Genomic DNA, 21,690 nt, shown 5'->3' on the forward strand with positions numbered 1-21,690 from the left:
AACTTTCAAGGCCAACTCGGCGGCGGTCGCACCAGGGAATGGGCTTTATGGACGAGCGCCTCAAAGCCCCTCTTTAGCCGCCTCCACCAGTCGCGCCGCATAGCGGGCCATGGTGTCGATCTCGAGATTGACGCGATCGCCGACCTGGCGTTCGCCCCAGGTGGTGACCGTCAGTGAGTGGTGGATCAACAGCACGTCGAAGCGGCTGCCTTCGACCTTGTTGACGGTCAGCGAAGTGCCGTCGAGTGCGACGGAGCCCTTGGGGGCGATGAATTTGGCCAGCTCTCGCGGTGCATCCAGGGTGAAGCGAACGGCGTCGCCTTCCTCCTTGCGCCCTACGATCTCGGCCATGCCGTCTACATGGCCTGAAACGATATGGCCGCCAAGCTCGTCGCCGATCTTCAGCGCCCGCTCCAGGTTGATGCGCGTGCCGGATTTCCAGCCCATCGCGGTCGTCAGCCTGAGTGCTTCTTCCCAGGCCTCGACCTCGAACCAGCGTGCGTTGGCGCCGTCTTCCGGCAATCCCGTCACCGTCAGGCAGACGCCGCCACAGGAAATCGAGGCACCGATGGCAATGGTCTGCGGATCGTAAGCGGTGTCGATACGCAAACCGACGCCTTCCCTGAGCGGCTTCACGGCAGCGACGGTGCCGACATCGGTGACGATTCCAGTGAACATTAGTTTGGCCCCGTGAACATCAGGTCGGTCCTAGATGTCTCTTATCCATTCCGCATATGTATCTTCGCCGAAACGCATGTTGCGCAATTTGCGAAATCCCGGCGGGATATTGTTGGCATCGATCGGCGATACAATGCCGCCCTCGCCGATCGCGTCCGGCCCCTGAAACAGCACGATACGATCGACCAGTTGTTCGTCGAGGAACGCCTTGGCCACCCTCGCGCCGCCCTCGACCAGGACGCTTGCCATGCCGAGCGCCGCCAGATCCTCGAACAGTTCCGGCAGCGCGATATCGCCTTCATAGGTCTCAGTACCGATGAAGCGAACGCCGGCACGTTCGAGCGCGGCGCGCCGGTGCGGATCGGCCTCGGCGCAGGCAGCGACATAGAGCGGCACACGGTCGACGCCGGCGACCAGTTTCGAAGTCTCGGGTAGCCTGATCTGACGGTCGAGTACGATGCGCGCCGGCGAACGGCTCTCCAGTCCCGGAAGCCGAACCGTCAGCGCCGGATCGTCCTCCAGTGCCGTGCCGATGCCGATCAATATGCCATCGGCTTCGGCGCGCATCAGATAGACTTCGCGTCGGGCGATATCGCCGGTGATGGAGAGCTGTCCCTCGCCTTTCACGCCGATCTTGTTGTCGCTCGAAAGCGCAAGTTTCAGGATCACTTCCGGGCGTTTTTTCAGAGATCGAATTAAATAGCCGGCCATCTGCTCCGCAGCCTCGGCCGCCAACACTTTTTCCACCACTTCGACGCCGGCGGCACGCAAGATTGCATAGCCCTTGCCGGAAACACGCGGGTCAGGATCGCTGGCAGCGCCGACCACACGCGCCACGCCGGCACTGACCAGCGCATTGGCGCAAGGCGGCGTGCGGCCGTGATGGGCGCAGGGCTCCAGCGTTACATAGGCGGTGGCGCCGCGCGCCAGTTCGCCGGCCTCTGCCAAAGCCTCGGTCTCGGCATGCGGCCGGCCGCCGACGGCGGTGACGCCGCTGCCGACGATCATCGGCCCGTCGCCGTCATCGCGCACGATCAGCGTGCCGACGGAAGGGTTGGTCGAGGTCCGCCCGGCATTCTTGCGCGACAGCCTGAGGGCTGCCGCCATATAGCGGCGATCGAGGACCTCTTGTTCAGCCGTGCGGCGTCCGGACCCTGCCATGCTCAGCTGGCGTCCTCTTCGCTCTTCAGCTCTTCGCCCCTGAGCTCGTCGGCTTTGAGCTCGTCGCCTTTGAGTTCGCCCAACACGTCGTGGAAATCCTTGGCCTCGCGGAAATTGCGGTAGACGGAGGCAAAGCGCACATAGGCGACATCATCGAGCGACTTAAGCGCCTCCATGACCAGCCGGCCGACTTCCCCCGAGGCCACCTCGGTCTCGCCCGAGCTTTCGAGCTGGCGCACGATGCCGGTCACCGCCCGATCGATACGTTCCGGGTCGACATTGCGCTTGCGTACCGCGATCTCGACAGAGCGCAGCAACTTGTCGCGGTCGAACGGCACCTTGCGTCCAGACTTCTTCACCACGACGAGATCGCGCAATTGGACGCGCTCGAAAGTGGTGAAGCGGCCGCCGCAATCCGGGCAGACGCGCCGCCTGCGGATCGCTGCACCGTCTTCGGCAGGGCGCGAATCCTTCACCTGCGTATCTTCGGACTGACAGTAGGGACAGCGCATGGAGAGCCTTCGGTTCGCGATTCTCGTAGTGCGAACGGCTTAGAGGTTTTTGCCACGATGGCAAAGTATGGCCGATGACCGATCGCGTCTCAGAGATAGCGAGGCACGAGGAAAATTGCGAGAGCGGCAATTAGTTGGACGGCAATACGCCAATCAGGGAGCGACGTCGCCGGTCGGGAAGCCGCAGGACGTGCCGAGATAGCGATAGGCCTTGGTGAAGCCGTCCATCGATATCGTCGCGACCGGCTTGTCGGCGAAGCTGACATCGAGGGCGCTGGTACGGCGCATGGCACGCAGTATGGCAACCGTGGTCTCGGGTTTGTTGTCCATCATCCACTGTCCGTCGGCGATAATATGAAAGCCAGCCTTGATCTTGTCGTTGACGTCGCGGAACACCGCCGGGATGTTGTCCCCCTTGGGCAAGTCACTGTTTCTCACGGCGACGATGAGGCTCGGATAGCCCTCGGGTGGCAGTACGTCGCCATTCGAGATGGCCAGCGTGAGGGTGCCACTGGTGCCGTTAGCGTCGAAAAAGACCGTCGAGGCGGCGCAGGTCTTGCGCACGTCCTCACCGGTGTTGACCTCGTCCACCGTGGTGGACCACCTGCCAAAAGTCTCTGTCTTGGGTGCTGCCGGCGTCGGCTCGGTCTGCGCCAAGGCCGCGCCGAGTAGCTGAGAGGTCGCTAAGGTGAGCAAGGCAGCGCCAACACTGGTGAAACGGAAAATTCGCATCATCATCAAACGTCTCCGAGATGCAGCCGTGGCCAGTTGATCGGCGCCGTCACAGTTGGGGGCTGACGCCCTGCGTCAACCAAGGTACGGGTAAAGCGGAAAACGATCCGTCAATGCCGCCACCTTGGCCTTCACGGTTGCCTCGACGGCCGCGTTGCCTTCGTCGGAATTGGCGACCTTCAGTCCATCCAGCACTTCGGCGATCAGCTTGCCGATCTCGCGGAACTCGGCCTGACCGAAGCCGCGCGTGGTGCCGGCCGGCGTGCCGAGCCGAACGCCCGATGTCACGAAAGGCTTTTCCGGATCGAAGGGGATGCCGTTCTTGTTGCAGGTGATGTTGGCGCGGCCAAGGGCAGCCTCGGCGCGCTTGCCGGTTGCGTTCTTGGGACGCAGGTCGACCAACATCAGATGGTTGTCGGTGCCGCCGGAGACGATGTCGAGACCGGTTTCCTGCAGACTGGAGGCCAGCGCCTTGGCATTGGCGACGACGCTCTCCGCATAGATCTTGAAGCTCGGCTTCAGCGCCTCGCCCAGAGCCACCGCCTTGGCGGCGATCACATGCATCAGCGGTCCACCCTGCAGGCCGGGGAAGACGGCCGAATTCATCTTCTTGGCAATATCCTCGTCGTTGCAAAGGATCATGCCGCCGCGCGGCCCGCGCAGCGATTTGTGCGTCGTGGTGGTGACCACATGGGCATGCGGCAGCGGCGACGGATGCATGCCGCCGGCGACCAGGCCGGCGATGTGGGCCATGTCGACCATCAGATAGGCACCGATCGAATCGGCGATCTCGCGAAAACGCTTCCAGTCCCAGACACGTGAATAGGCTGTGCCGCCGGCCAGGATCAATTTCGGCCTGGTCTCATGGGCGGTCTTCTCGATCGCATCCATGTCGAGCAGATGATCGTCCCGGCGTACGCCATAGGAGACGACCTTGAACCATTTGCCGCTCATATTGACCGGCGAGCCATGTGTCAGGTGTCCGCCGGAATTGAGGTCGAGGCCCATGAAGGTGTCGCCGGGCTGCAGCAACGCCAGGAACACCGCCTGGTTCATCTGGCTACCGGAATTCGGCTGGACGTTGGCGAAGTTGCAGCCGAACAGCTTTTTCGCGCGTTCGATGGCCAGTTCCTCGGCGACATCGACGAATTGGCAGCCGCCATAGTAGCGCTTGCCCGGATAGCCCTCGGCATATTTGTTGGTCATGATCGACCCCTGTGCCTCGAGCACGGCACGCGAGACGATATTTTCCGAGGCAATCAGCTCGATCTCGTGGCGCTGGCGGCCGAGTTCGTTGCGGATTGCGCCGAAAATCTCGGGGTCGGCATCGGCAAGCGTGGTTTCGAAAAAGGATTCGAATTTGTTCGACACTGCCGCTGCTGTTGCCATGGGCTGAAATCCTCAAGGTTCGGGGTCTGTCGCGCCATTAACACAGTTGCTTTCGGCCCGCCACGTTTGCAGCGCGAAATTTGCTGGCCGGATTGCGCCAGAGAGACTGGCAGCCTCTATTTCCATTTCCTTGCCTGCCGGCCCTTCAGCAGGGCCTCGGTGAGCGTGATCTCGGTGAACAGCGCCTGCATCGTATGGTCGTTAATCTGGCCGCTGCGAAACATTGCGCGAACCGCTGCGCGTTCGGCCTCAATGCCCGCCAGCCTCAATTCGAGCTCCAGCCGTCCGGCCTCGCGGGCCTCGGCGCGCGCCTCGTCGGCCTCGTCGGAGGCAGCGATGCGGCGACGGTAGCCGGCGACGATGCTATCGGCGGCGGCAAGCCGGGCGCCGGGTACTTCCCCTTCATCGCCGTCGGTCGCGCCGGCCATGCTCTCGATGCGGGCGATGGCGGCGTTGGCCGCGCCCACGCGCGCAAGACGCTCCTCGGCAGCGCCAGGATCCTCGCCCGGCTCGACCAGCCCCCGCGCCACCTTGGGCAAGGCAAGGCTGGCTATGAGCAATGAGCAGATGATGACGCCTGCGGCGAGGAAGATCACCACGTCGCGCGCCGGAAAGGGCGAACCATTCGGCATGGTGAGCGGCAGCGACAGGATGCCGGCCAGCGTGATGGCGCCGCGCACGCCGGCAACAGAGCCGGCGATCCGGACGCGCAGCCCGAACGGCTCGGCCTTCTGCTCGCGTAATCGCGCCGAGACGCGCGTCGCGATGTCGCCGACCCAGATCCACAGGAAGCGCAGCCCGATCAGGCATAGTGTCAGCGCGACCACCGTGGCGATTGGCTGGATGACCGGATAGCGGCTGCCGAGCTCAGGCGGCACGTTGCCGATGATTTCGGGAAGCTGCAACCCGAGCAGGATGAACAGCGCGCCGTTGAAGACGAAGGATAGCGTCGTCCACAGCGATACGGTCTGTATGCGCGCCGAGACGCCGAGAAAGCGGAAAATCCCGGAGCCGCCGGTGAGCACTCCGGCCGTGACCGCCCCCAGAATGCCCGAGGCGCCGACATTCTCGGCGCCGAGATAGGCGATGAACGGCAGCAGGACCATGACCAGCACCTGCGCCTCGGACGGCACGCCGCCGATACGGTTCAGCAATTGCAGCACCTTGGCGGCGACGAACAAGGCAGCCACGCCGGCCAGGATGCCGGCAGCGACGGCATAGAGGAAAGTCACGGATGCCGCGACGAAGGAGAAGCTGCCGGTCAAGGCAGCTGCCACCGCAAAGCGGAACATCACGAGGCCCGACGCATCGTTGAGCAGCGCCTCGCCCTCCAGGATGTGCATCAGCCGGGCCGGGACCAGGCTCTTGTCGACGATCGAGGAGACGGCCACCGCATCGGTGGGCGACAGCACCGCAGCAAGTGCGAAAGCGACGACGAGCGGGATGCTCGGGACAAGCCAGTGCAAAGCGTAGCCGAAGCCGACAATGGTGAAGAAGACCAGCCCGATGGCGAGGTCGAGGATCGGCCCGCGCAGCGCGATCAGTTCGCGCTTGGGCGCACCATAGGCGTCGCTGAACAGCAGCGGTGGGATGAACACTAGCAGGAACAGCTCGGGATCGATCTCGACATGCATGCCGCGCACCGGCCAGGCGAGCGCTGCACCGATGGCGATCTGCAGTACCGGCAGCGGCACCCGCACCAGCCGGACCAGCGCGCCCGAAACGGCGACGAAGATGAGCACGACCAGAATGAACATTGCGACATGCATGATGCGATTTCCGACTACAGCGCCGCGTCCTTTTTCCGGCAATCGGCCCAGCAAAGCTTTCCGCGAAAGACTCGGCAACGAAAAAGGCCGCCTTCCGGCGGCCTTTTGCAAATGAACTCAGCTGCTTAGAGCGCGGATGTGATCTGCAGCTCGTTGGCTCCGTCGAGGCCGTAAATGTCGTCACGGAACTGGACCACGCCCGGCCCTGTCGACCAGGCCGAGACGTAGAGAAAATAAACCGGCACCGGATTGGTGACCTGCACCGGCGTGTTCTCCCCGGTCTTGATCGCCGCCTCGAAATGCTGGCGATCCCAGCCCGGTGTGTCGCGCAGAATCCAGGTGACGAGGTCGCGCACGTTCTGAACCCGCACGCAGCCAGAGGAATCGAAGCGCATCAGCTTGCCGAACAGGCTCTGCTGCGGCGTGTCGTGCATGTAGACGCCGTCCGGGCTGGGAAAATTGATCTTGACTGAGGCCATCGCGTTGCCGGAACCGGGATCCTGGCGGAAGCGGTATTTGGCGGCATCATCGGTCGACCAGTCGACCGTCATTGGGTCGACCTCGCTGCCGTCCGGCGCAAACAGGCGGATATGGCTGTCCTTGAGATAGTTGGGGTCCTTCCGCATCAGCGGAATGATATCCTTGCGCACGATCGAGACCGGCGCGTTCCAGTACGGATTGACGATGATTTCGTTGATCTTGGAATTGACGATCGGCGTCTGGCGATCGATCTTGCCGACGATTGCGGTGTGGCGCAGCACAACGCGGTCGTTCTCGACAGCCTCGATCTGCGCCGCCGGGATGTCGACCAGAACATAGCGGTTGCCAAGCGTGCCGGCCCGCTCACGCAGCCGTTGCAGATTGGTCTGGAGCTGACCAAGCCGAACCGGCGCCGACACGTTCATTGCCGCGAAAGTATATTTGCCCGTGGTTCCGTCGGCCGGCAAGCCGTGCCGCAACTGGAAGCGCTTAAGCGCCGAGTCGACGTAAGAATCGAACGCTTCCGAGAGCCCGGCGCTCTGCGCCAGATCGCCCGATATCATCAAGCGCCTGCGCAGCGGCACCACATCGGGATCCTCGACGCCAAGCTGCAGCTTCTTGGTGTCTGGAACCTGTTCCCAGCCGCCTTGCGCGACGATATTCTGATACTGCATGATCGCCTGCTCGGTGAAGGACACCGTCTGCAGGCTGAAGATCGGCAGCGTCGAGGCAACCTTGCCGCCTTCGCTGGCACGCGCATCGAATTGGTCGTCCCAATTGCCGCGCGCCGAGGATTTCAGGATATCCCCGATCACATCCTGTGCACTGGCGCGGCCGGCGACCATTGCGGCTGCGAGCGCGGAGGCTCCTGAAAGGAAGAAACGGCGGCTGGTTCTCATGGACGTTCCAGACATTCTTGCTACAATTCAACCCACCGGGCGGTCTCGCCCGCACTCTAGAGTTGGCTTCTTAACAATTAGCCAACCATGGCCCGCATCACTTCGGTGTAAAACCACATGGGAAGTGACTTGAGCACAGGACAAATGCACGGCTTTGGCCCCAGCATCACCCGCATCTTCGGTTCCATTGGAATATGGCGGCAACGTGGCTGTTGCTCGAATTTGGATCGGCCGGCCTGACGAAACGGCAAGACCGGTGCTTTTCGGCACCGGCCTTTGGTCCACTCCGCGGCAGCACTTCCGTAGTCCAGCTTCAAATCTAGATGCGGCGGATGCGATTACATTCGGTAGGCGATGGTATCGTTCCAGAACCGATCCAGGCGCTGCAGGGCGCGGTTCATCTGCTTGAACTCCTCCGTGTTGATGCCGCCAACCTGCTCGATCGAACCGACATGGCGCTCGTAGAGGCCGGCGACGACTTCCGCCACCTCATTGCCCTTCGGCGTCAGCGAAACCCGCACCGAACGGCGGTCGATGCGCGAGCGCTGGTGGTTGATGAAGCCGAGATCGACCAGCTTCTTCAGATTGTAGGAGACGTTCGAGCCGAGATAGTAGCCACGCGAGCGCAGTTCGCCGGCGGTCAGCTCCGAATTGCCGATGTTGAACAGGAGCAGCGCCTGGATGGCGTTGATGTCGGAGCGACCGTTGCGGTCGAATTCGTCCTTGATCACATCAAGCAGACGGCGATGCAGCCGCTCGACCAGCTGCAGCGATTCCATGTACAGCGAACGGATCGCCTCGCGGCGGTCATCGGATACGTTGGCGGTCTTCGCCGCCGGACGCGAATTGATCATTGTCTTTGCCTCTCGTTTGTCGCCCGGTGATTTTTTGTTCTTCACCTTGATCGCGACACTATCGAATACTCATAAAATTCGACTTAAACGCCAAGGCTAACAAGAGCTTACCGGTAAGGGGTTTCGAAAGAGGCTTAACGGACGGTCACCCGAGCAAGGATAATTAACCTAAAGATTTAGCCAACGATCCTGGCCGGAATTGCTATCGCCGGGGTTGCCGCTTCTGGATCCAGATCACCACGCGGAACACTATGTAGAGCAGCGCCACCGCAAGGTGCGAGGCGACGATCAGCGGCCGGTGGCCGAACAACTCGGGGAAGCCAGCATACATGACGCACTCGGTCACCGCGCAGATGAACCAGATCACCGGCCCCCAGGACGCCAGCATCCACAGGCCGGCGGCAGCGAACGGAAAAAACACCGCCAGCACCACCGCCGCCACCTGCCAGTGTACCGGCATCAGGTCGAAGCGCCACAACGGGCCGGGGTAAAAGCCGATCAGCCGGATCCAGTACAAGATGCCGAACAGCAGACAGTAGCCGGCGATGACGCGCTGGAACCAGGCGAAGATGACCTCGATCGTCGAGGGTTGCAGCACCACGCGTCTCGAGGCGACCTCGCTCACAGCTTCAGTTCCCGTTCGCCGAGCGGTGCGAAATAGGCGTCGACGTTGGCGGCGCTGACGTCATCGATACCTGCCGGCCGCCATTGCGGCGTCGAGCCTTTATCGATGATGGCGGCGCGGATACCTTCATAGAAGTCGTGCCCGGCAAGCATGCGGTTGAGGATACGGAACTCCATTTTCATGCACTCGTCCATCGACAACGTCTGCCCGGCGCTGATCTGGCGCCATGCAACATGCAGGCTGGTCGGTGAACGTGTGCGGATGGTGGCCAGCGTCTTTGCCGCGAACTCGTCGGCAGCGGCTGCCCGCTCCAGACTGGCGACGATATCGGCCAGCGACGGCTGCGCGAAATGCCGGGCGATGGCTTCCAGCGTCGGCCTGTCGGTCTCGCGCCTGGCCGAGATGAAGCAGCCGCGCAGCACCGATTCCGGGTCGCCGCTTTCCGCCAGACGGTCGAGGAAGCCGGCCTGGTCCTCCGCCTTGATCGTATGGGTGGCGAGGCCCGAGCACAAAGCATCGCCATAGCGGATGCGGTTGCCGGTCAGCGCCAGATACATGCCGAAGCTGCCGCCGAGATCCGGCAACAGATGGCTGGCGCCGACATCCGGGAAAAAGCCGATGCCGACCTCGGGCATGGCAAACTGGGCGTTCTCGGTCAGCACTCGCTGCGAACCATGGAAGGAGATACCTACGCCGCCGCCCATGACGATCCCGTCGATCACCGCGACATAGGGTTTCTTGAAGCGGGCGATGCGGGCGTTCAGCCGGTATTCATCGGCGAAGAAATCGACCGGAGGCCTTCCTGCGCGGCCGGCTTCGTAGATGTGGAGGATGTCGCCGCCCGCCGAAAATGCCCTGCCCTCGGCCTTGACGACGACAACGTCGACGCCGTCGTCGCGCTCCCAACTGCGCAGCGCCTTGTCCAGCGCCTTGACCATGCGGTGGGTTACGGCATTGAGCGCCTGCGGCCGCGTCAGCGTGACGACGCCAGCCCTGCCCAATCTTTCGAAGCGAATCTCGTCGCCTCCGCCAAAATCCATCGCCAGAGAATCCCTCCCCGCGCCCGCCGGGAGTGAAGTGCTAAAGCGTGGCGCATGGCCGCGTCAATGGCGGCGGCCAATCCGCTGCATGGTCGTCGGCGTCACCCAGTGCTAATGCTGGCGCTTTGAACCGGAAGGTTGAACCATGCCTTGGTTGCCGCGCCTTGCTGTTGTGGTGGTCGGCCTGATCGCTGCGAACACTCCTCCCGTATCGGCCGAAACCGTCGACGAGCTCTATCAATCGCAGACCATCGTCACCGGCCAGGGCGAGGTCAACAGGCAGATCGGTTTCAAGGCCTGCCTCGATGCGGTGCTGGTTCGTGTGTCCGGCGATCAGCGGCTGCCGAAGAGAACTGAGATGGCGGCGCTGCGCGACAAGGCCGGCAGCTTCGTTGCCGAATTCCGCTATCGCGACCGTCTCGAAGGCATTCCGGTCCATGACGAACAGGGCACCCATGACCGGCCGCACGATCTCACTTGTCTGTACAGGCCTGACGTTATCGATCCGGTGCTTGCCGCGCTTGGCAGCAAACCATGGCTTGGCGAGCGGCCACACCTGGCAATTTTCCTGGCGGCGGAGCAAGGCACAAGGCAGTTCGCGCTGACCGCCGACGATGAGCGCGGGGCGGCGATGCGCGAATCCTTCGTCAATGCCACCGGTCCGCTGGTCATGCGGATTGTGTTTCCCGAAGCGTCGCTGCTGTCGGCCTCGAAGCTTGACGACCAGGCCCTGCGCTATGCCGATATCACGACGCTGGACCAGCTTGCCAGGAAGGCCGGAGCCGACCAGGCGCTCGCCGGCAGTATCGTCTGGAGCGACAAGGAACTGGGCTGGATAGCCGACTGGCGGCTTGCCTTGAATGGCAAGAGCTACAATTGGCAAGTGCGCGGCGTCAGCTTCGACGAGGCATTCCGCGTCGCCATGCGGGGTGCTGCGCAGATCCTGTCGGGCAATGGCCAACCAGAATAGCGCCCGACAGGACCGCTGGCACAATCGTGTCGCATTGGTCAGCAGCGGAGGCTCGTGGTAAAAGCCGCCTGATCCGGAGTTTTTGCGATGAACAAATTCACCCCTGCAAAGCCTGCCGGCGCGCGCAGCGTCGACGAGATCACCGGCAGCCGGCGGCTGCGGCGCATGCGCAAGGCCGATTGGTCGCGCCGCCTTGTCCAGGAGAACCGGCTCTCGGTCGACGATCTGATCTGGCCGATCTTTGTCGTCGACGGCAGACAAGTGCGCGAACCGATCGCCGCCATGCCCGGCGTGTTCCGCCTGTCGCTCGACCTCGCCGTCAAGGAGGCTGAGCGCGCGGCCAAGCTTGGCATTCCGGCGATCGCCACTTTCCCCAATGTCGAGCTCGGCCTGCGCGATCAGACCGGTTCGCACATCCTCGATCCGGAAAACGTCATCAACCGTGCCACCCGCGCCATCAAGCACGCAGTGCCGGAGATCGGCATCATCACCGACGCCGCGCTTGACCCGTTCACCTCGCATGGCCATGACGGCATCTTGCGCGAAGGCATTATCGTCAATGATGAAACGGTGGAGCAAGTGACGGCGGCGGCCGTCATCCAGGCGGCGGCGGGGGCCGACATCATTGCCCCCTCGGACATGATGGACGGCCGTATCGGTGCCATCCGCGATGCGCTCGACGCCAATGGGTTTCAGGATGTTGCGATCATGTCCTATGCGACCAAGTTCGCATCCGCTTTTTACGGCCCCTATCGTGAGGCGGTCGGCACCGCCGGCCTGCTCAAGGGCGACAAGAAGACCTATTATATCGATCACGCCAATTCCGACGAAGCGGTGCGCGAGGCCGAGCAGGATCTCGCCGAGGGCGCCGACATGCTGATGGTCAAGCCCGGCCTGCCCTATCTCGACATCATCCGGCGGCTGAAGGACGAGTTGCAGATGCCGACCTTCGCCTATCAGGTCTCGGGCGAATATTCGATGATCAAGGCCGCCGCCGCCAATGGCTGGATCGATGGCGAAAAGGCGATGCTGGAATCGCTGCTCGCCTTCAAGCGCGCCGGCTGCGACGGGATTCTCACCTACTTTGCGCCCGAAGTGGCGGCGATGCTCAAGGGGTGATGCGCCTTTGTAGCGTCTACATCGAGCAGTGTTCCTTCGTCCAAAGCGCGACGTGGAACGCCGCAGGACATCGCTTCAAGTTTACGCTGCCCTGCCGGGCATTTTCTCCCCGTAAAGTGGCAGGGAGAAAAGACGCGTTCGTAAAAGATTTCACCAATCTCCAGCGTTGCAAAAACATCGACGTTGCGGCCAGCCCCTTCTCCCCGTCACTATACAGGGAGAAGCTGCCGGCAGGCGGATGACGGGCGGCGCCGACATTGAGATTGGTTATTCCAACATGATTTGGAAGCGATTACCCCGCCGGCGATTCAAGATACCGCTTGCAAAATGCAATCAGTTAAGCTACCCCGATAACTGCTTGCATCTCACAATCGGTTATCGAGGAGGCTCTCATGTCCAAACTTCGCGTCAGCGCTTTCACCCTGTCGATCGACGGCTTCGGCGCCGGTCCCGACCAAGACCTGAAGAACCCGCTGGGTGTTGGCGGAGAAGCCCTGCACGAATGGATGTTCGGCACCCGCACCTTCCGCAAGATGGTCCTCGGCAAGGATGGCGGGACCACGGACACCGACGAGGCGTTCGCGGCACGCAGCTTCGAAAATGTCGGCGCATGGATCCTCGGCCGCAACATGTTTGGGCCGATCCGCGGCGAATGGCCGGATGACAGCTGGAAAGGCTGGTGGGGTGACAACCCACCCTACCACGTGCCGGTCTTCGTGCTCACGCACCATGCGCGTGATCCTATTGTCATGGAGGGCGGCACGACCTTCTATTTCGTGACCGACGGCATCCACTCAGCGCTGGAGAAGGCGAAGGCAGTGGCTGACGGTAAGGATGTACGGCTGGGCGGCGGCGTTTCTACGATCCGGCAATATCTCAAGGAAAAGCTCATCGACGAAATGCATCTGGCGATCTCACCGGTCCTGCTAGGCGCCGGCGAGAGCCTTTTTGCCGGCATCGACATGCCCAAGCTCGGCTATCGCTGCAGCGAGCAGGTCGCGACGCCGAAGGCCACGCATGTCATCATCGAGCGCACCTAGCTTGTTGCAGGGTGCCGCCATGGAGCGGCGCCCTCCTCGCCGCTTTAGTCAGTACTTCTCCGGCACATACTGTTTGCGCGGCAGTACCTGGCGCTCGTATTCGGGATTGAAGACGCGCTCCGCAGTGTGATCTCCTCGTGCGGCACCTCCTCATAGGGCACCTGCTTGAGGAGATGGTCGATGCAGTTCAGCCGTGCCTGTTTCTTGTCGTTGCCCTCGACGATGAACCACGGGGCTTCCGGGATATTGGTGCGGGCGAACGTTTCTTCCTTGGCCTTGGTGTACTGCTCCCAGCGCACGCGCGACTGGAGGTCCATCGGCGACAGTTTCCATTGCTTCATTGGGTCATGGATGCGCATCAAAAAGCGCATCTGCTGCTCCTCGTCGGTGATCGAAAACCAGTATTTGACAGGCGTAATGCCCGAGCGGACCAGCATGCGTTCGAAATCCGGAACGTCGCGGAAGAACTCCTCGACCTGATCCCGGCTGGGCAAAGCCCATTACCCGCTCGACGCCGGAGCGGTTGTACCAGGAGCGGTCGAACAGCACGATCTCACCGCCGGCCGGCAGATGCGGAACGTAGTGCTGGAAATACCATTGCGACTTCTCGCGCTCGGTCGGCGCCGGAAGTGCTGCGACGCGGCAGATGCGCGGATTAAGCCTCTGGGTGATGCGCTTGATAACACCACCCTTGCCCGGCGAGTCGCGGCCCTCGAAAACCACGACGAGCTTCTTCTTGTGATAGGCGACCCAGGACTGCAGCTTGATCAACTCGGATTGCAGCGTGATGAGATCGCGAAAATACTGCAGGCGGTCGATCGATGGCGGATGTGCATTCTTGTAGATCTTGGCGATCTCCATCGACAGCGCCGGCTCCGAGATTTCCAGCTCATAGTCTTCATCCAGCGTGTCGGCGAGTTCCGCTTCCAGCCAGTCCCTGGCCGGGGAATTCTGTTTTATCTCGGTCATTTACGCTGCTCCGCTTACAGGCCTTGCCGGCCGCTTCAGGCGCTCTGCCGCCCGGCCCGGCGGCCGGAAATCGAAGCGCTGGACCGATGTTAGTATAGGCCGGCAATGACGGTTTTATTGCAGCCACTACTGCGCTGGCTGTGCGTTCAATCCGCAAGATGTGATCGAGCTTGCCCTGCGGGGCGGGCGACAAGCGGAACGAATTGTCCTACAAATGCCCGGTTCACTGAGGGCTGTCGTTTGCAACGCCCTTTCCCGATAAATCGTGAGGATACGACATGGAATACCGCACTCTCGGCCGTTCCGGGCTGAAGGTTTCGACCCTGACCATGGGCACCATGACGTTCGGCGGCGGCGGCGCGTTTTCGGCGGTCGGCAAGACCGACCTCGACGAGGCGCGCCGGATGATCGACCTTTGCATCGATGCCGGCGTCAATGTCATCGACACCGCCAACGTCTATTCGAACGGCGTGTCGGAAGAGATCATCGGCGAGGCGCTCGGCGGCAAGCGCAAGGGCGACGTGCTGATCGCCTCCAAGGCGCGCATGCGGATCGGCGAAGGCCCCAATGATGAAGGCCTGTCGCGCTACCATCTGATCCGCGAATGCGAGAGGAGCCTGAAGCGGCTCAGGACGGATGTCATCGACATCTATTTCCTGCACGAGTGGGATGGCCTGACACCGCTTGAGGAAACCATCGCCGCGCTCGACACGCTGGTCGCGCAGGGCAAGGTCCGTTATGTCGGCTGCTCCAATTATTCCGGCTGGCAAGTGATGAAGGGGCTGGGGATCAGCGACCGTCATCACCAGCCGCGCTTCGTCACCCAGCAGATCCATTACACGTTGGAAGCGCGCGAGGCCGAGTATGAATTGTTGCCGATCTCGGTCGACCAGGGGCTCGGCGTGCTGGTCTGGAGCCCGCTTGCCGGCGGGTTGCTGTCCGGCAAATACCACCGTGACCAGCCGACCGCCCGCCAGCTCAGCGGCTGGTCGGAACCGCCGATCCGCGACGAGGACCGGCTGTGGCGGATCGTCGACACGCTGATCGATATCGGCAATAATCACGGCGTGTCGGCGGCGCAGGTGGCGCTTGCCTGGCTGCTCGGCCGGCCCGCTGTCAGTTCGCTGGTGATCGGCGGACGAACCGAAGCCCATTTCAAAGACAATATCGCCGCTGCAAGCCTTGTGCTTGCCGATGAGGAGCGCACACGGCTCGATGTGGTCAGCAGGCCGCCCGTGCTCTATCCCTACTGGCACCAGCAATTCACGGCAAAGGACCGGTTCGGGCCGGCCGATCTCGTTCTCGACCGCGACGGCGCCTGAAAAGCCGGGCTCTCCGGACTGCGCCGAGATATGGAGCCCGATCGTGCCTTGCGGTGTTGTGTTTGCGGTCCAATGCTCCTAGGCAAAGGCCAAGCACAACGAAAGGAAACGATATGGCACGAGCACCGAACTACGGTCAGGAACGCAAGGAACGCGACCGGCAGAAGGCTGCCAAGAAGGCGGAAAAGCAGGCTGCCAAGGTCGCAGCCAAGGAGCGATCGAAGCCCGAGGGCGAGAGCGAGTCCCAAACCAAAACCGAAACGGCAGAGTGATGATATCCGGGCTGCCAGGCGGGCCGGGCCTCGGTCAAATCCCGCTATGCCTCAGGCAGGCGCCTTGTCGCTGACGAAGACGTTCACTTCACGAGCGGCGGCAATGAAGGCCCGTCTTGCGTTCATGGCCGGCTTGTCGCCGGCCAGCGCATCATGACAGGCTTGCAACGCTTCGCGGTGCTTGGGGCTGCGCTTGCCGGGCCAATTGTTGAGGAGGTAGTCGGAAGCCTCGCGGGCCGTACGCAAGAGCTGATTGCTTCCCGCCGCGCCCTTGACGGTCACGGGTGTGTCAAATCGGTTGTTTTCCATCGCCGCTCTTACGCCATCGGCATTTGCGAAGCGAGACCGAAAGTAGCATTCTTCGCTCATCTGCTCTTTTCGTGATCAATGGCAGCCGATCCTCACTCAAGCGACGACGGCAAATCCACGGGCGCGCAGGCCGCGCCGGTCGTTGCGCAGCGAGGTCACCAGCCGGTCGCGGCTGCCGATGATATGGGCCGAAAGCAGGCGGGCGGCGGTATCGGCATCGCCGGCCCGCACCGCCGACAGAATGGCATGGTGTTCGGCCCAGGCGCGGCCGAGCGCTGCCTCGTCGCGAACCTCGAGCCAGCGGGCGCGCGACAGGCGCGTCATCGCATCGCGAACCGCTCTGAACAGGAACTCGTTGCCTGACAGGCGTGCCAGCTCGATATGAAAATCCCTGCCGACGCGATGCCGTTCCTCGCGCGGCGTCTTGTCGTCGCAAGAATCGAGCATCGCCTCGATGATTTCGACGGCAGTTCTGTCCTGCAAGGTGCAAGTCAGCCTGACTGCCGCGACCTCGACCGCCTCGCGATAGACGGCGATCTGCTCCAGCTCGGCAAGATTGATTGGCGAGACCGTCCAGCCGCGGCCGTCGCGGCAGATCAGGCCTTCGGTCTCGAGCCGCAGCAACGCAGCCCTGACCGGCGTGCGCGAGGCGCCGAAGCGGCTTTCGACCCAGCGCTCCGTCAGCCGCTCGCCGGGACCAATCTCGAGCCCGAGGATCATCTCGCGAAGCTGCTTTTCGACGTTCTGCATCTGCGACATTGGCGTTCCGTTCAGGTCATTCGTTCCGGCAATCGGGTCACTGGCCGGCGTTGGCCGATCACGCCGGCCTTTGTCGATCATGTTTGAGAGGCCCGCATTGACAGCGACGGGGCTTGCGTTCATGACAGATATCAGGTTGGTATCCCAAATTGGTATCCACAGCAAGTTTCATGCAAGCTGGCCGGACAGGACAGACATGCCGCAAGACGCCAACCGCGCCACGCACAACGTCCACTGGCGCCGCAATCTCGCCGTGTGTTTTGCCGGCTCGTTCAGCACGCTTGTAGCGATGACGCTGCTGTTGCCCTTCCTGCCGCTTTACGTCGAGCAGCTGGGCGCAGAGGGCCATGCGGCGATCGTGCAGTGGTCGGGCGTCGCCTACGGCGCCACCTTCCTTGCCGCCGCGCTGGTCGCGCCCCTGTGGGGGCGGCTAGGCGACCGTTACGGCCGCAAACTGATGCTGGTGCGCGCCAGTTGCGGCATGGCGCTGTGCATGTCGCTGACCGGCATGGTGCAGACTGTCTGGCAATTGGTGCTCTTGCGCCTGCTGATCGGCTTTGCCGGCGGCTATTCTTCGGGCTCGACCATCCTGGTTGCCATGCAGACGCCGAAGGATCGCTCCGGCTGGGCGCTGGGCGTTCTGTCGGCCGGTATCACCGCCGGTGCCCTGGTCGGTCCGCTGCTTGGCGGCGCGCTGCCGCCGCTGATTGGCATACGCGCCACATTCCTGCTCGCCGGCGGCGTCATTTTCCTGGCTTTTCTGGCAACCACCTTGCTGATCAAGGAGGCGCCTCGCCCGGTTGCCGCCAAGGCCGCGTCAGAAGAAAAAGTGAAGGACAGCTGGTCGCAGATTCCCGACAAGCGCCCCGTCGTCGCCATGCTGGCGACCGGCATGCTGTTGAGTTTCGCCACCATGTCGATCGAGCCGATCATCACCGTCTATGTCCAGCAGCTCATCGAAGATCAGTGCCAGGTCACGCTGGTCTCCGGCATCGTCATGTCAGCGGCAGCGCTCGGCGCCATCCTGTCGGCGTCGCGGCTCGGCAATCTCGCCGACCGTATCGGCCACTGGAACGTCATCGTTGCCGCACTCGCCGTCTCGGCGCTGCTGCTGATCCCGCAGGCCTTCGTTACCCAGGGCTGGCAACTCGTCGGCCTGCGTTTCCTGATGGGCCTAGCGCTTGGCGGTCTTTTGCCCTGCATCACCAGCGTCATCCGCCACAATGTGCCCGACGGGGTCGGTGGCAATGTGCTGGGCTTGTCGATCTCGGCGCAATATGTCGGGCAGGTCGCCGGACCGTTGCTCGGCGGCTTTGCCGGCGGCCATTTCGGTATGCGCTCGGTGTTTCTCGGCACATCCATTCTGATGGCGGGCGGAGCGGCCTATAACTGGCTGGTCCAGTCGCGCCGCGAGCGCGACATGCTGGCGGAAGCCGGCAAATCCTGACACGGTTCGCAGCACTATCTCAGGCGGTCGCCAGGAATCACGGAGGCGTGGACATGAGCACGGATGAACACGCGGCAGGCGGCCGCATTCTGGTTTTTGCCGGCGGCCTATGCGGCGCGGCTGGCGTGGCGCTTTCGGCGGCGGCGGCGCATCTCGGCGGCGCTTTGGTCGGTAAGGCCGCATCCTTCCTGCTCTTGCATGCGCCGGTCTTCCTTGCCGTCGGGCTGCTCGGTGGCAATAGCATCCTGCGAACCGGAAGCCTCATCCTTCTCGTCGGGCTTCTGCTGTTCTCGGGAGATCTTTTGGCCCGCGACTTCCTTGGCTCGCGGCTGTTCCCGATGTCGGCGCCGATCGGCGGCACGTTGGTCATCGGCGGCTGGCTGATGATGGCCGCCTCGGCGCTGGTGCGGCCGCGCCCTTGACGCGGCAGCCAGGTTCGCCGGTTCTGTCAGTCTTGGCGACGTTCGGGCCGGACTTGGCCGTCGCGTTTGGCCGTTTTGACCACACGCCGCCGCTCCGGCCGTTCGGTGGCCGGCGATATGCCCCAATAATTGCGATAGATGTCTTCGAACAGATGCTTGATCGGGTGCATGGCTTAATCTCCTTTTTGAATCGATCCAATCAGCGGGCACAAAAAATAGGCCGCCGATCAGCTCCGCTTGCCTCCTACGAGGAAACGCAGGTCGCGAATCCACGGACCGGTCCTGTCGCGCCCCTTGCGGGCCTCCGCGCTCGAGCGGATGCTCCAGTCGTTCCGGTAAATGTCCTCGAACAGATAATTGACGGGGTGCATGGCACTCTCCTCTTGTATCGATCCAATGTGCGGGCAAAACCGCTCTTGGATCGATTCAAGAATATGCGTCACAGCATAAATGTCAAGCAAAAATTTGAATCGATCCAAGGAAGATGTTAGGTAATCGGCACTACTGTCGGACAGGAGTCCTGGAGACGAACAAATGACATCACCCACCGAGGGCAGCAGGAGGCCCATCCGGCTGGCGGACATCGCCAAAGCCGCGGGCGTATCGCACGGCACTGCCTCCAATGCCTTCAGCCGTCCCGAAATCGTGCGCGAGGAAGTCCGCGAGCGGGTCAAGGCGGCGGCCGAGGCGCTGGGCTACGCCGGCCCGGATCCCAAGGGCCGGCTGCTGCGCGCCGGCAAGGTCAATGCAATCGGCGTCGCCACAACCGAGCCGCTGTCCTATTTCTTCGACGACCCGTTTGCCCGCGTGATGATGGCCGGCATCTCGGAAGCCTGCGACGCCACCGGCGCGGGGATAGCCCTCGTGTCGGCTGGCAACGAGGAAAAACTTGCCTGGAATATCCAGAGCGCCCTCGTGGATGGCTTCATCCTTTTCTGCATCGAGGGCGGTCCGCGTCTCGTTGAGCTGACGCGCGAACGAAAGCTCCCCTTCGTCGCGCTCGAGCTCGGCTCGCAGGACGAGACGGTCTCGGCGATCAGTATCGACAATGTTGCCGGCGGCCGGCTCGCGGCGCGCCATCTGGCGGAACTTGGACATCGCCGCTTCGCCGTGCTGTCGCTGGCCTTCGCCGACGACAGCACCGGTCTTGTCTCGCCCGAGCAGGTCCGGACCGCGGTCTATACCGGAACCCGTGACCGCCTCCTCGGCTATTTCGAAGAGCTTTCCCGGTTTGGTGTCGACACCGCCAAGGTGCCGGTCTACGAGACGGAAAACGATAAGGCGAGCACAAGGGCCGGTGTCGAAACCATCTTCGCCTCGGCGGAACCGCCGACCGCCATCCTGGCGATGTCGGACCGGATCGCGATGGTGGCATTGGAATGGCTCAACGCACGGGGCATCGCGGTTCCCCGCGATGTTTCCGTTGTCGGCTTCGACGGCGTGCCTGAAGCCGCAACTTGCGAGCCTCCGCTCACCACCATCGCCCAGCCGATCGCCGAGATCGGCCGCCGGGCAGCGCGAAGAATCCTCGACTTCGACGGCACCGTGCGGCGAGAAACGCTCGACGTCGAACTTGTCGTCAGGGCATCGTCCGGACCGCCGCCAAGTACAGGCTGACTGGGGCAGATCGGCTCCAAATCTTACCTATTGGCCGCCATGGGACCGATGCCAAAGGATGGACGGACAGGCGGCGCCTCGTTGCGGACCGGCTTGCCCTTGCCGGACCAGCCGATGGCGGACAGCCACTCCAGATAGAAGGCGAGCGCGAACTGCATGGCGATGCCGGCGGCGAGCAGCAGACTGTCATAGGCAATGCCGCCCGGGTTGATCAGCTTCATCACCTGCGCCGCCATGGCAATCACCGTGCCGGCAATGAAAACCGGCAGCGAGCGTTTGCCCAATATGGCGAGCGGATTGTCGCGGCCGGTGCGGAACAGGTTCGAGACGAAGGGCAAGGCGACGACCAGATAGCTCATCGCCAGGATGTGCAGCAGCCGCGGCAACGACAGGAACGTCTTGTCGAAACCGGTCAGCACCACCGGCAGGTCAAGCCATGACACATGCCCCCATAGCGGGCTGTGCACCCAGACGAGCGCCGTCAGCACATAAGCGGCCGCCGCGCCGACCAGCCAACGATTGACCGGGATGGTGCCGCCGCGCCGCACATGCAACACGCTGGCCATGCCGATATTGAACAGCAATTGCCATGACAGCGGATTGAGGAACCAGAAACCGGGCTCCGGGTAGTTCGGCGGCGCGATCTGGTAGATACCGGCAATCAGCCAAAGGGCTGCGGATACGGCAAGCGCCGCCAGCGGCCTGTAGCTGATGAACAGCAGGAAGGCCGGCGCCATCAACAGCAGGGCCGCATAGACCGGCAGTATGTTGTTGTAACCGAGCTGATGGCCGAGCGTGACGATGCCGACGAGGACTTGCGGCGGGTTCCTGACGAGCGGCTCGATGTTGATCAGGGTCAGAAGGTCCGGCCGTTTCGCAAACACCGCCGCTGCGCAGAAGATAGCCATGACCACCATCGTCGTGACGATGTGGGTGACATAGAGCACGCCGGCGCGGCGCCACATCTTCAGCGTTGCGACCAGCCGGTTTCCCGGCTGGAATTTGGTGCCGTAGGCAAGAGCGACGGACATGCCGGAGATCAGCACGAAGGCCTCGGCCGCATCCGAAAACCCGAAATTCTTGTAGGTCAGGGTTTCGAAAACGGTGCCCGGCACGTGGTCGATGAATATGGTCAGGAGGGCGAGAGCCCGGAACACGTCAATACGCGTATCGCGTTCCGGCGAAACTGGCATGGTCATCGATAAAAGGCCTTAAAGCTGGTTGTTTATGCCCGGCATGCGATCACTCGGGCGACCACCCGGCGCACACTGCTTCGATCCCCCCGCGGGGATTATATGGGCAAAG

The 21,690-nt window shown here is 62.7% G+C and carries 23 protein-coding genes and 1 pseudogene; 8 read left to right on the forward strand and 16 right to left on the reverse strand.

Going from position 1 to position 21,690, the window contains the following annotated elements; genetic code table 11:
* Positions 1 to 60: 60 nt before the first annotated feature.
* The 10 genes from NKH67_RS12045 to NKH67_RS12090 form a co-directional block, all read right to left on the reverse strand.
* Positions 61 to 678 carry a riboflavin synthase gene (locus NKH67_RS12045; protein ID WP_352501515.1) on the reverse strand — a complete coding sequence of 206 codons (618 nt, stop codon included), beginning with the start codon at positions 676 to 678 and terminating at the stop codon, positions 61 to 63.
* A gap of 30 nt (positions 679 to 708) precedes the next feature.
* A complete protein-coding gene (gene ribD / locus NKH67_RS12050; protein ID WP_352501514.1) occupies positions 709 to 1,839 on the reverse strand; it encodes a bifunctional diaminohydroxyphosphoribosylaminopyrimidine deaminase/5-amino-6-(5-phosphoribosylamino)uracil reductase RibD in 1,131 nt (376 codons plus the stop codon).
* Between the two features lie 2 nt (positions 1,840 to 1,841).
* Complete coding sequence (gene nrdR, locus NKH67_RS12055) at positions 1,842 to 2,351, reverse strand: transcriptional regulator NrdR (RefSeq protein ID WP_352501513.1); 510 nt, start codon at positions 2,349 to 2,351, stop codon at positions 1,842 to 1,844.
* A 153-nt stretch (positions 2,352 to 2,504) separates the two neighbouring features.
* Positions 2,505 to 3,089: a hypothetical protein gene (locus NKH67_RS12060; protein WP_352501512.1), complete on the reverse strand. Its 585-nt coding sequence runs from the start codon at positions 3,087 to 3,089 to the stop codon at positions 2,505 to 2,507.
* A 69-nt stretch (positions 3,090 to 3,158) separates the two neighbouring features.
* Positions 3,159 to 4,472: a serine hydroxymethyltransferase gene (gene glyA, locus NKH67_RS12065; RefSeq protein ID WP_352449301.1), complete on the reverse strand. Its 1,314-nt coding sequence runs from the start codon at positions 4,470 to 4,472 to the stop codon at positions 3,159 to 3,161.
* 116 nt (positions 4,473 to 4,588) lie between these two features.
* Positions 4,589 to 6,241 carry a Na+/H+ antiporter gene (locus NKH67_RS12070; protein ID WP_352501511.1) on the reverse strand — a complete coding sequence of 551 codons (1,653 nt, stop codon included), beginning with the start codon at positions 6,239 to 6,241 and terminating at the stop codon, positions 4,589 to 4,591.
* Positions 6,242 to 6,366: 125 nt separating this feature from the next.
* Entirely contained in the window at positions 6,367 to 7,620 is a 1,254-nt protein-coding gene (locus tag NKH67_RS12075; protein ID WP_023674488.1) for a L,D-transpeptidase family protein, read from the reverse strand.
* A gap of 338 nt (positions 7,621 to 7,958) precedes the next feature.
* Positions 7,959 to 8,474, reverse strand: coding sequence for a transcriptional regulator LdtR (gene ldtR / locus NKH67_RS12080; protein ID WP_023674486.1), 516 nt, complete (start codon positions 8,472 to 8,474; stop codon positions 7,959 to 7,961).
* 202 nt (positions 8,475 to 8,676) lie between these two features.
* Complete coding sequence (locus NKH67_RS12085; RefSeq protein ID WP_023674485.1) at positions 8,677 to 9,099, reverse strand: DUF6163 family protein; 423 nt, start codon at positions 9,097 to 9,099, stop codon at positions 8,677 to 8,679.
* Entirely contained in the window at positions 9,096 to 10,139 is a 1,044-nt protein-coding gene (locus NKH67_RS12090; protein WP_352501510.1) for an enoyl-CoA hydratase/isomerase family protein, read from the reverse strand. The genes NKH67_RS12085 and NKH67_RS12090 overlap by 4 nt, the downstream gene beginning before the upstream one ends.
* 145 nt (positions 10,140 to 10,284) lie before the next feature.
* On the opposite strand from NKH67_RS12090, the gene NKH67_RS12095 reads away from it, so the two are divergent.
* From NKH67_RS12095 to NKH67_RS12105, 3 genes are all read left to right on the forward strand, one after another.
* Positions 10,285 to 11,109, forward strand: coding sequence for a DUF8605 domain-containing protein (locus tag NKH67_RS12095; RefSeq protein WP_352501509.1), 825 nt, complete (start codon positions 10,285 to 10,287; stop codon positions 11,107 to 11,109).
* Between the two features lie 87 nt (positions 11,110 to 11,196).
* On the forward strand, positions 11,197 to 12,228 hold the full coding sequence (gene hemB / locus NKH67_RS12100) for a porphobilinogen synthase (RefSeq protein ID WP_352501508.1): 1,032 nt from the start codon (positions 11,197 to 11,199) through the stop codon (positions 12,226 to 12,228).
* Between the two features lie 392 nt (positions 12,229 to 12,620).
* Positions 12,621 to 13,268, forward strand: coding sequence for a dihydrofolate reductase family protein (locus NKH67_RS12105; protein WP_352472020.1), 648 nt, complete (start codon positions 12,621 to 12,623; stop codon positions 13,266 to 13,268).
* A gap of 48 nt (positions 13,269 to 13,316) precedes the next feature.
* On the opposite strand, the pseudogene ppk2 reads toward NKH67_RS12105, so the two are convergent.
* A pseudogene (ppk2, locus tag NKH67_RS12110) lies at positions 13,317 to 14,237 on the reverse strand (polyphosphate kinase 2).
* A 278-nt stretch (positions 14,238 to 14,515) separates the two neighbouring features.
* Here ppk2 and NKH67_RS12115 point away from each other — a divergent pair.
* Both NKH67_RS12115 and NKH67_RS12120 read left to right on the forward strand, forming a co-directional pair.
* Positions 14,516 to 15,559: an aldo/keto reductase gene (locus NKH67_RS12115; protein WP_352501507.1), complete on the forward strand. Its 1,044-nt coding sequence runs from the start codon at positions 14,516 to 14,518 to the stop codon at positions 15,557 to 15,559.
* Positions 15,560 to 15,672: 113 nt separating this feature from the next.
* Positions 15,673 to 15,831, forward strand: coding sequence for a hypothetical protein (locus NKH67_RS12120; protein ID WP_254817539.1), 159 nt, complete (start codon positions 15,673 to 15,675; stop codon positions 15,829 to 15,831).
* Between the two features lie 51 nt (positions 15,832 to 15,882).
* On the opposite strand, the gene NKH67_RS12125 is transcribed toward NKH67_RS12120, so the two are convergent.
* Both NKH67_RS12125 and NKH67_RS12130 read right to left on the reverse strand, forming a co-directional pair.
* Complete coding sequence (locus tag NKH67_RS12125) at positions 15,883 to 16,140, reverse strand: DUF982 domain-containing protein (RefSeq protein ID WP_023674477.1); 258 nt, start codon at positions 16,138 to 16,140, stop codon at positions 15,883 to 15,885.
* A 96-nt stretch (positions 16,141 to 16,236) separates the two neighbouring features.
* On the reverse strand, positions 16,237 to 16,899 hold the full coding sequence (locus NKH67_RS12130) for a GntR family transcriptional regulator (RefSeq protein ID WP_353030981.1): 663 nt from the start codon (positions 16,897 to 16,899) through the stop codon (positions 16,237 to 16,239).
* Positions 16,900 to 17,095: 196 nt separating this feature from the next.
* On the opposite strand from NKH67_RS12130, the gene NKH67_RS12135 reads away from it, so the two are divergent.
* Together NKH67_RS12135 and NKH67_RS12140 are read left to right on the forward strand one after the other, a co-directional pair.
* On the forward strand, positions 17,096 to 18,346 hold the full coding sequence (locus NKH67_RS12135) for a multidrug efflux MFS transporter (RefSeq protein WP_352501505.1): 1,251 nt from the start codon (positions 17,096 to 17,098) through the stop codon (positions 18,344 to 18,346).
* Between the two features lie 53 nt (positions 18,347 to 18,399).
* Positions 18,400 to 18,768, forward strand: coding sequence for a DUF423 domain-containing protein (locus tag NKH67_RS12140; RefSeq protein WP_352501504.1), 369 nt, complete (start codon positions 18,400 to 18,402; stop codon positions 18,766 to 18,768).
* Between the two features lie 26 nt (positions 18,769 to 18,794).
* Here NKH67_RS12140 and NKH67_RS12145 read toward each other — a convergent pair whose 3' ends face one another.
* Together NKH67_RS12145 and NKH67_RS12150 are read right to left on the reverse strand one after the other, a co-directional pair.
* On the reverse strand, positions 18,795 to 18,938 hold the full coding sequence (locus NKH67_RS12145; RefSeq protein ID WP_352472029.1) for a hypothetical protein: 144 nt from the start codon (positions 18,936 to 18,938) through the stop codon (positions 18,795 to 18,797).
* Between the two features lie 57 nt (positions 18,939 to 18,995).
* Positions 18,996 to 19,139, reverse strand: coding sequence for a hypothetical protein (locus NKH67_RS12150; RefSeq protein ID WP_352501503.1), 144 nt, complete (start codon positions 19,137 to 19,139; stop codon positions 18,996 to 18,998).
* 163 nt (positions 19,140 to 19,302) lie between these two features.
* Here NKH67_RS12150 and NKH67_RS12155 point away from each other — a divergent pair, with 163 nt between their 5' ends.
* Positions 19,303 to 20,385, forward strand: coding sequence for a LacI family DNA-binding transcriptional regulator (locus NKH67_RS12155; RefSeq protein ID WP_352501502.1), 1,083 nt, complete (start codon positions 19,303 to 19,305; stop codon positions 20,383 to 20,385).
* Between the two features lie 23 nt (positions 20,386 to 20,408).
* On the opposite strand, the gene NKH67_RS12160 is transcribed toward NKH67_RS12155, so the two are convergent.
* Entirely contained in the window at positions 20,409 to 21,584 is a 1,176-nt protein-coding gene (locus tag NKH67_RS12160; protein WP_352501501.1) for an OpgC family protein, read from the reverse strand.
* Positions 21,585 to 21,690 lie beyond the last annotated feature (106 nt).

Origin of the sequence: Mesorhizobium sp. M0968, assembly GCF_040319065.1 — a bacterium.
GTDB lineage: Bacteria > Pseudomonadota > Alphaproteobacteria > Rhizobiales > Rhizobiaceae > Mesorhizobium.

What these genes read in the sequence shown, in the direction of transcription:
- ribD (WP_352501514.1), bottom strand. Translation starts at nt 1,839, where the DNA reads ATGGCAGGGTCCGGACGCCGCACGGCTGAACAAGAGGTCCTCGATCGC.
- nrdR (WP_352501513.1), bottom strand. Translation starts at nt 2,351, where the DNA reads ATGCGCTGTCCCTACTGTCAGTCCGAAGATACGCAGGTGAAGGATTCG.
- NKH67_RS12060 (WP_352501512.1), bottom strand. Translation starts at nt 3,089, where the DNA reads ATGATGATGCGAATTTTCCGTTTCACCAGTGTTGGCGCTGCCTTGCTC.
- NKH67_RS12140 (WP_352501504.1), top strand. Translation starts at nt 18,400, where the DNA reads ATGAGCACGGATGAACACGCGGCAGGCGGCCGCATTCTGGTTTTTGCC.
- NKH67_RS12130 (WP_353030981.1), bottom strand. Translation starts at nt 16,899, where the DNA reads ATGTCGCAGATGCAGAACGTCGAAAAGCAGCTTCGCGAGATGATCCTC.
- NKH67_RS12105 (WP_352472020.1), top strand. Translation starts at nt 12,621, where the DNA reads ATGTCCAAACTTCGCGTCAGCGCTTTCACCCTGTCGATCGACGGCTTC.
- NKH67_RS12115 (WP_352501507.1), top strand. Translation starts at nt 14,516, where the DNA reads ATGGAATACCGCACTCTCGGCCGTTCCGGGCTGAAGGTTTCGACCCTG.
- NKH67_RS12160 (WP_352501501.1), bottom strand. Translation starts at nt 21,584, where the DNA reads ATGACCATGCCAGTTTCGCCGGAACGCGATACGCGTATTGACGTGTTC.
- NKH67_RS12070 (WP_352501511.1), bottom strand. Translation starts at nt 6,241, where the DNA reads ATGCATGTCGCAATGTTCATTCTGGTCGTGCTCATCTTCGTCGCCGTT.
- NKH67_RS12045 (WP_352501515.1), bottom strand. Translation starts at nt 678, where the DNA reads ATGTTCACTGGAATCGTCACCGATGTCGGCACCGTCGCTGCCGTGAAG.
- glyA (WP_352449301.1), bottom strand. Translation starts at nt 4,472, where the DNA reads ATGGCAACAGCAGCGGCAGTGTCGAACAAATTCGAATCCTTTTTCGAA.
- NKH67_RS12095 (WP_352501509.1), top strand. Translation starts at nt 10,285, where the DNA reads ATGCCTTGGTTGCCGCGCCTTGCTGTTGTGGTGGTCGGCCTGATCGCT.
- NKH67_RS12150 (WP_352501503.1), bottom strand. Translation starts at nt 19,139, where the DNA reads ATGCACCCCGTCAATTATCTGTTCGAGGACATTTACCGGAACGACTGG.
- NKH67_RS12125 (WP_023674477.1), bottom strand. Translation starts at nt 16,140, where the DNA reads ATGGAAAACAACCGATTTGACACACCCGTGACCGTCAAGGGCGCGGCG.
- hemB (WP_352501508.1), top strand. Translation starts at nt 11,197, where the DNA reads ATGAACAAATTCACCCCTGCAAAGCCTGCCGGCGCGCGCAGCGTCGAC.
- ldtR (WP_023674486.1), bottom strand. Translation starts at nt 8,474, where the DNA reads ATGATCAATTCGCGTCCGGCGGCGAAGACCGCCAACGTATCCGATGAC.
- NKH67_RS12145 (WP_352472029.1), bottom strand. Translation starts at nt 18,938, where the DNA reads ATGCACCCGATCAAGCATCTGTTCGAAGACATCTATCGCAATTATTGG.
- NKH67_RS12120 (WP_254817539.1), top strand. Translation starts at nt 15,673, where the DNA reads ATGGCACGAGCACCGAACTACGGTCAGGAACGCAAGGAACGCGACCGG.
- NKH67_RS12090 (WP_352501510.1), bottom strand. Translation starts at nt 10,139, where the DNA reads ATGGATTTTGGCGGAGGCGACGAGATTCGCTTCGAAAGATTGGGCAGG.
- NKH67_RS12135 (WP_352501505.1), top strand. Translation starts at nt 17,096, where the DNA reads ATGCCGCAAGACGCCAACCGCGCCACGCACAACGTCCACTGGCGCCGC.
- NKH67_RS12075 (WP_023674488.1), bottom strand. Translation starts at nt 7,620, where the DNA reads ATGAGAACCAGCCGCCGTTTCTTCCTTTCAGGAGCCTCCGCGCTCGCA.
- NKH67_RS12155 (WP_352501502.1), top strand. Translation starts at nt 19,303, where the DNA reads ATGACATCACCCACCGAGGGCAGCAGGAGGCCCATCCGGCTGGCGGAC.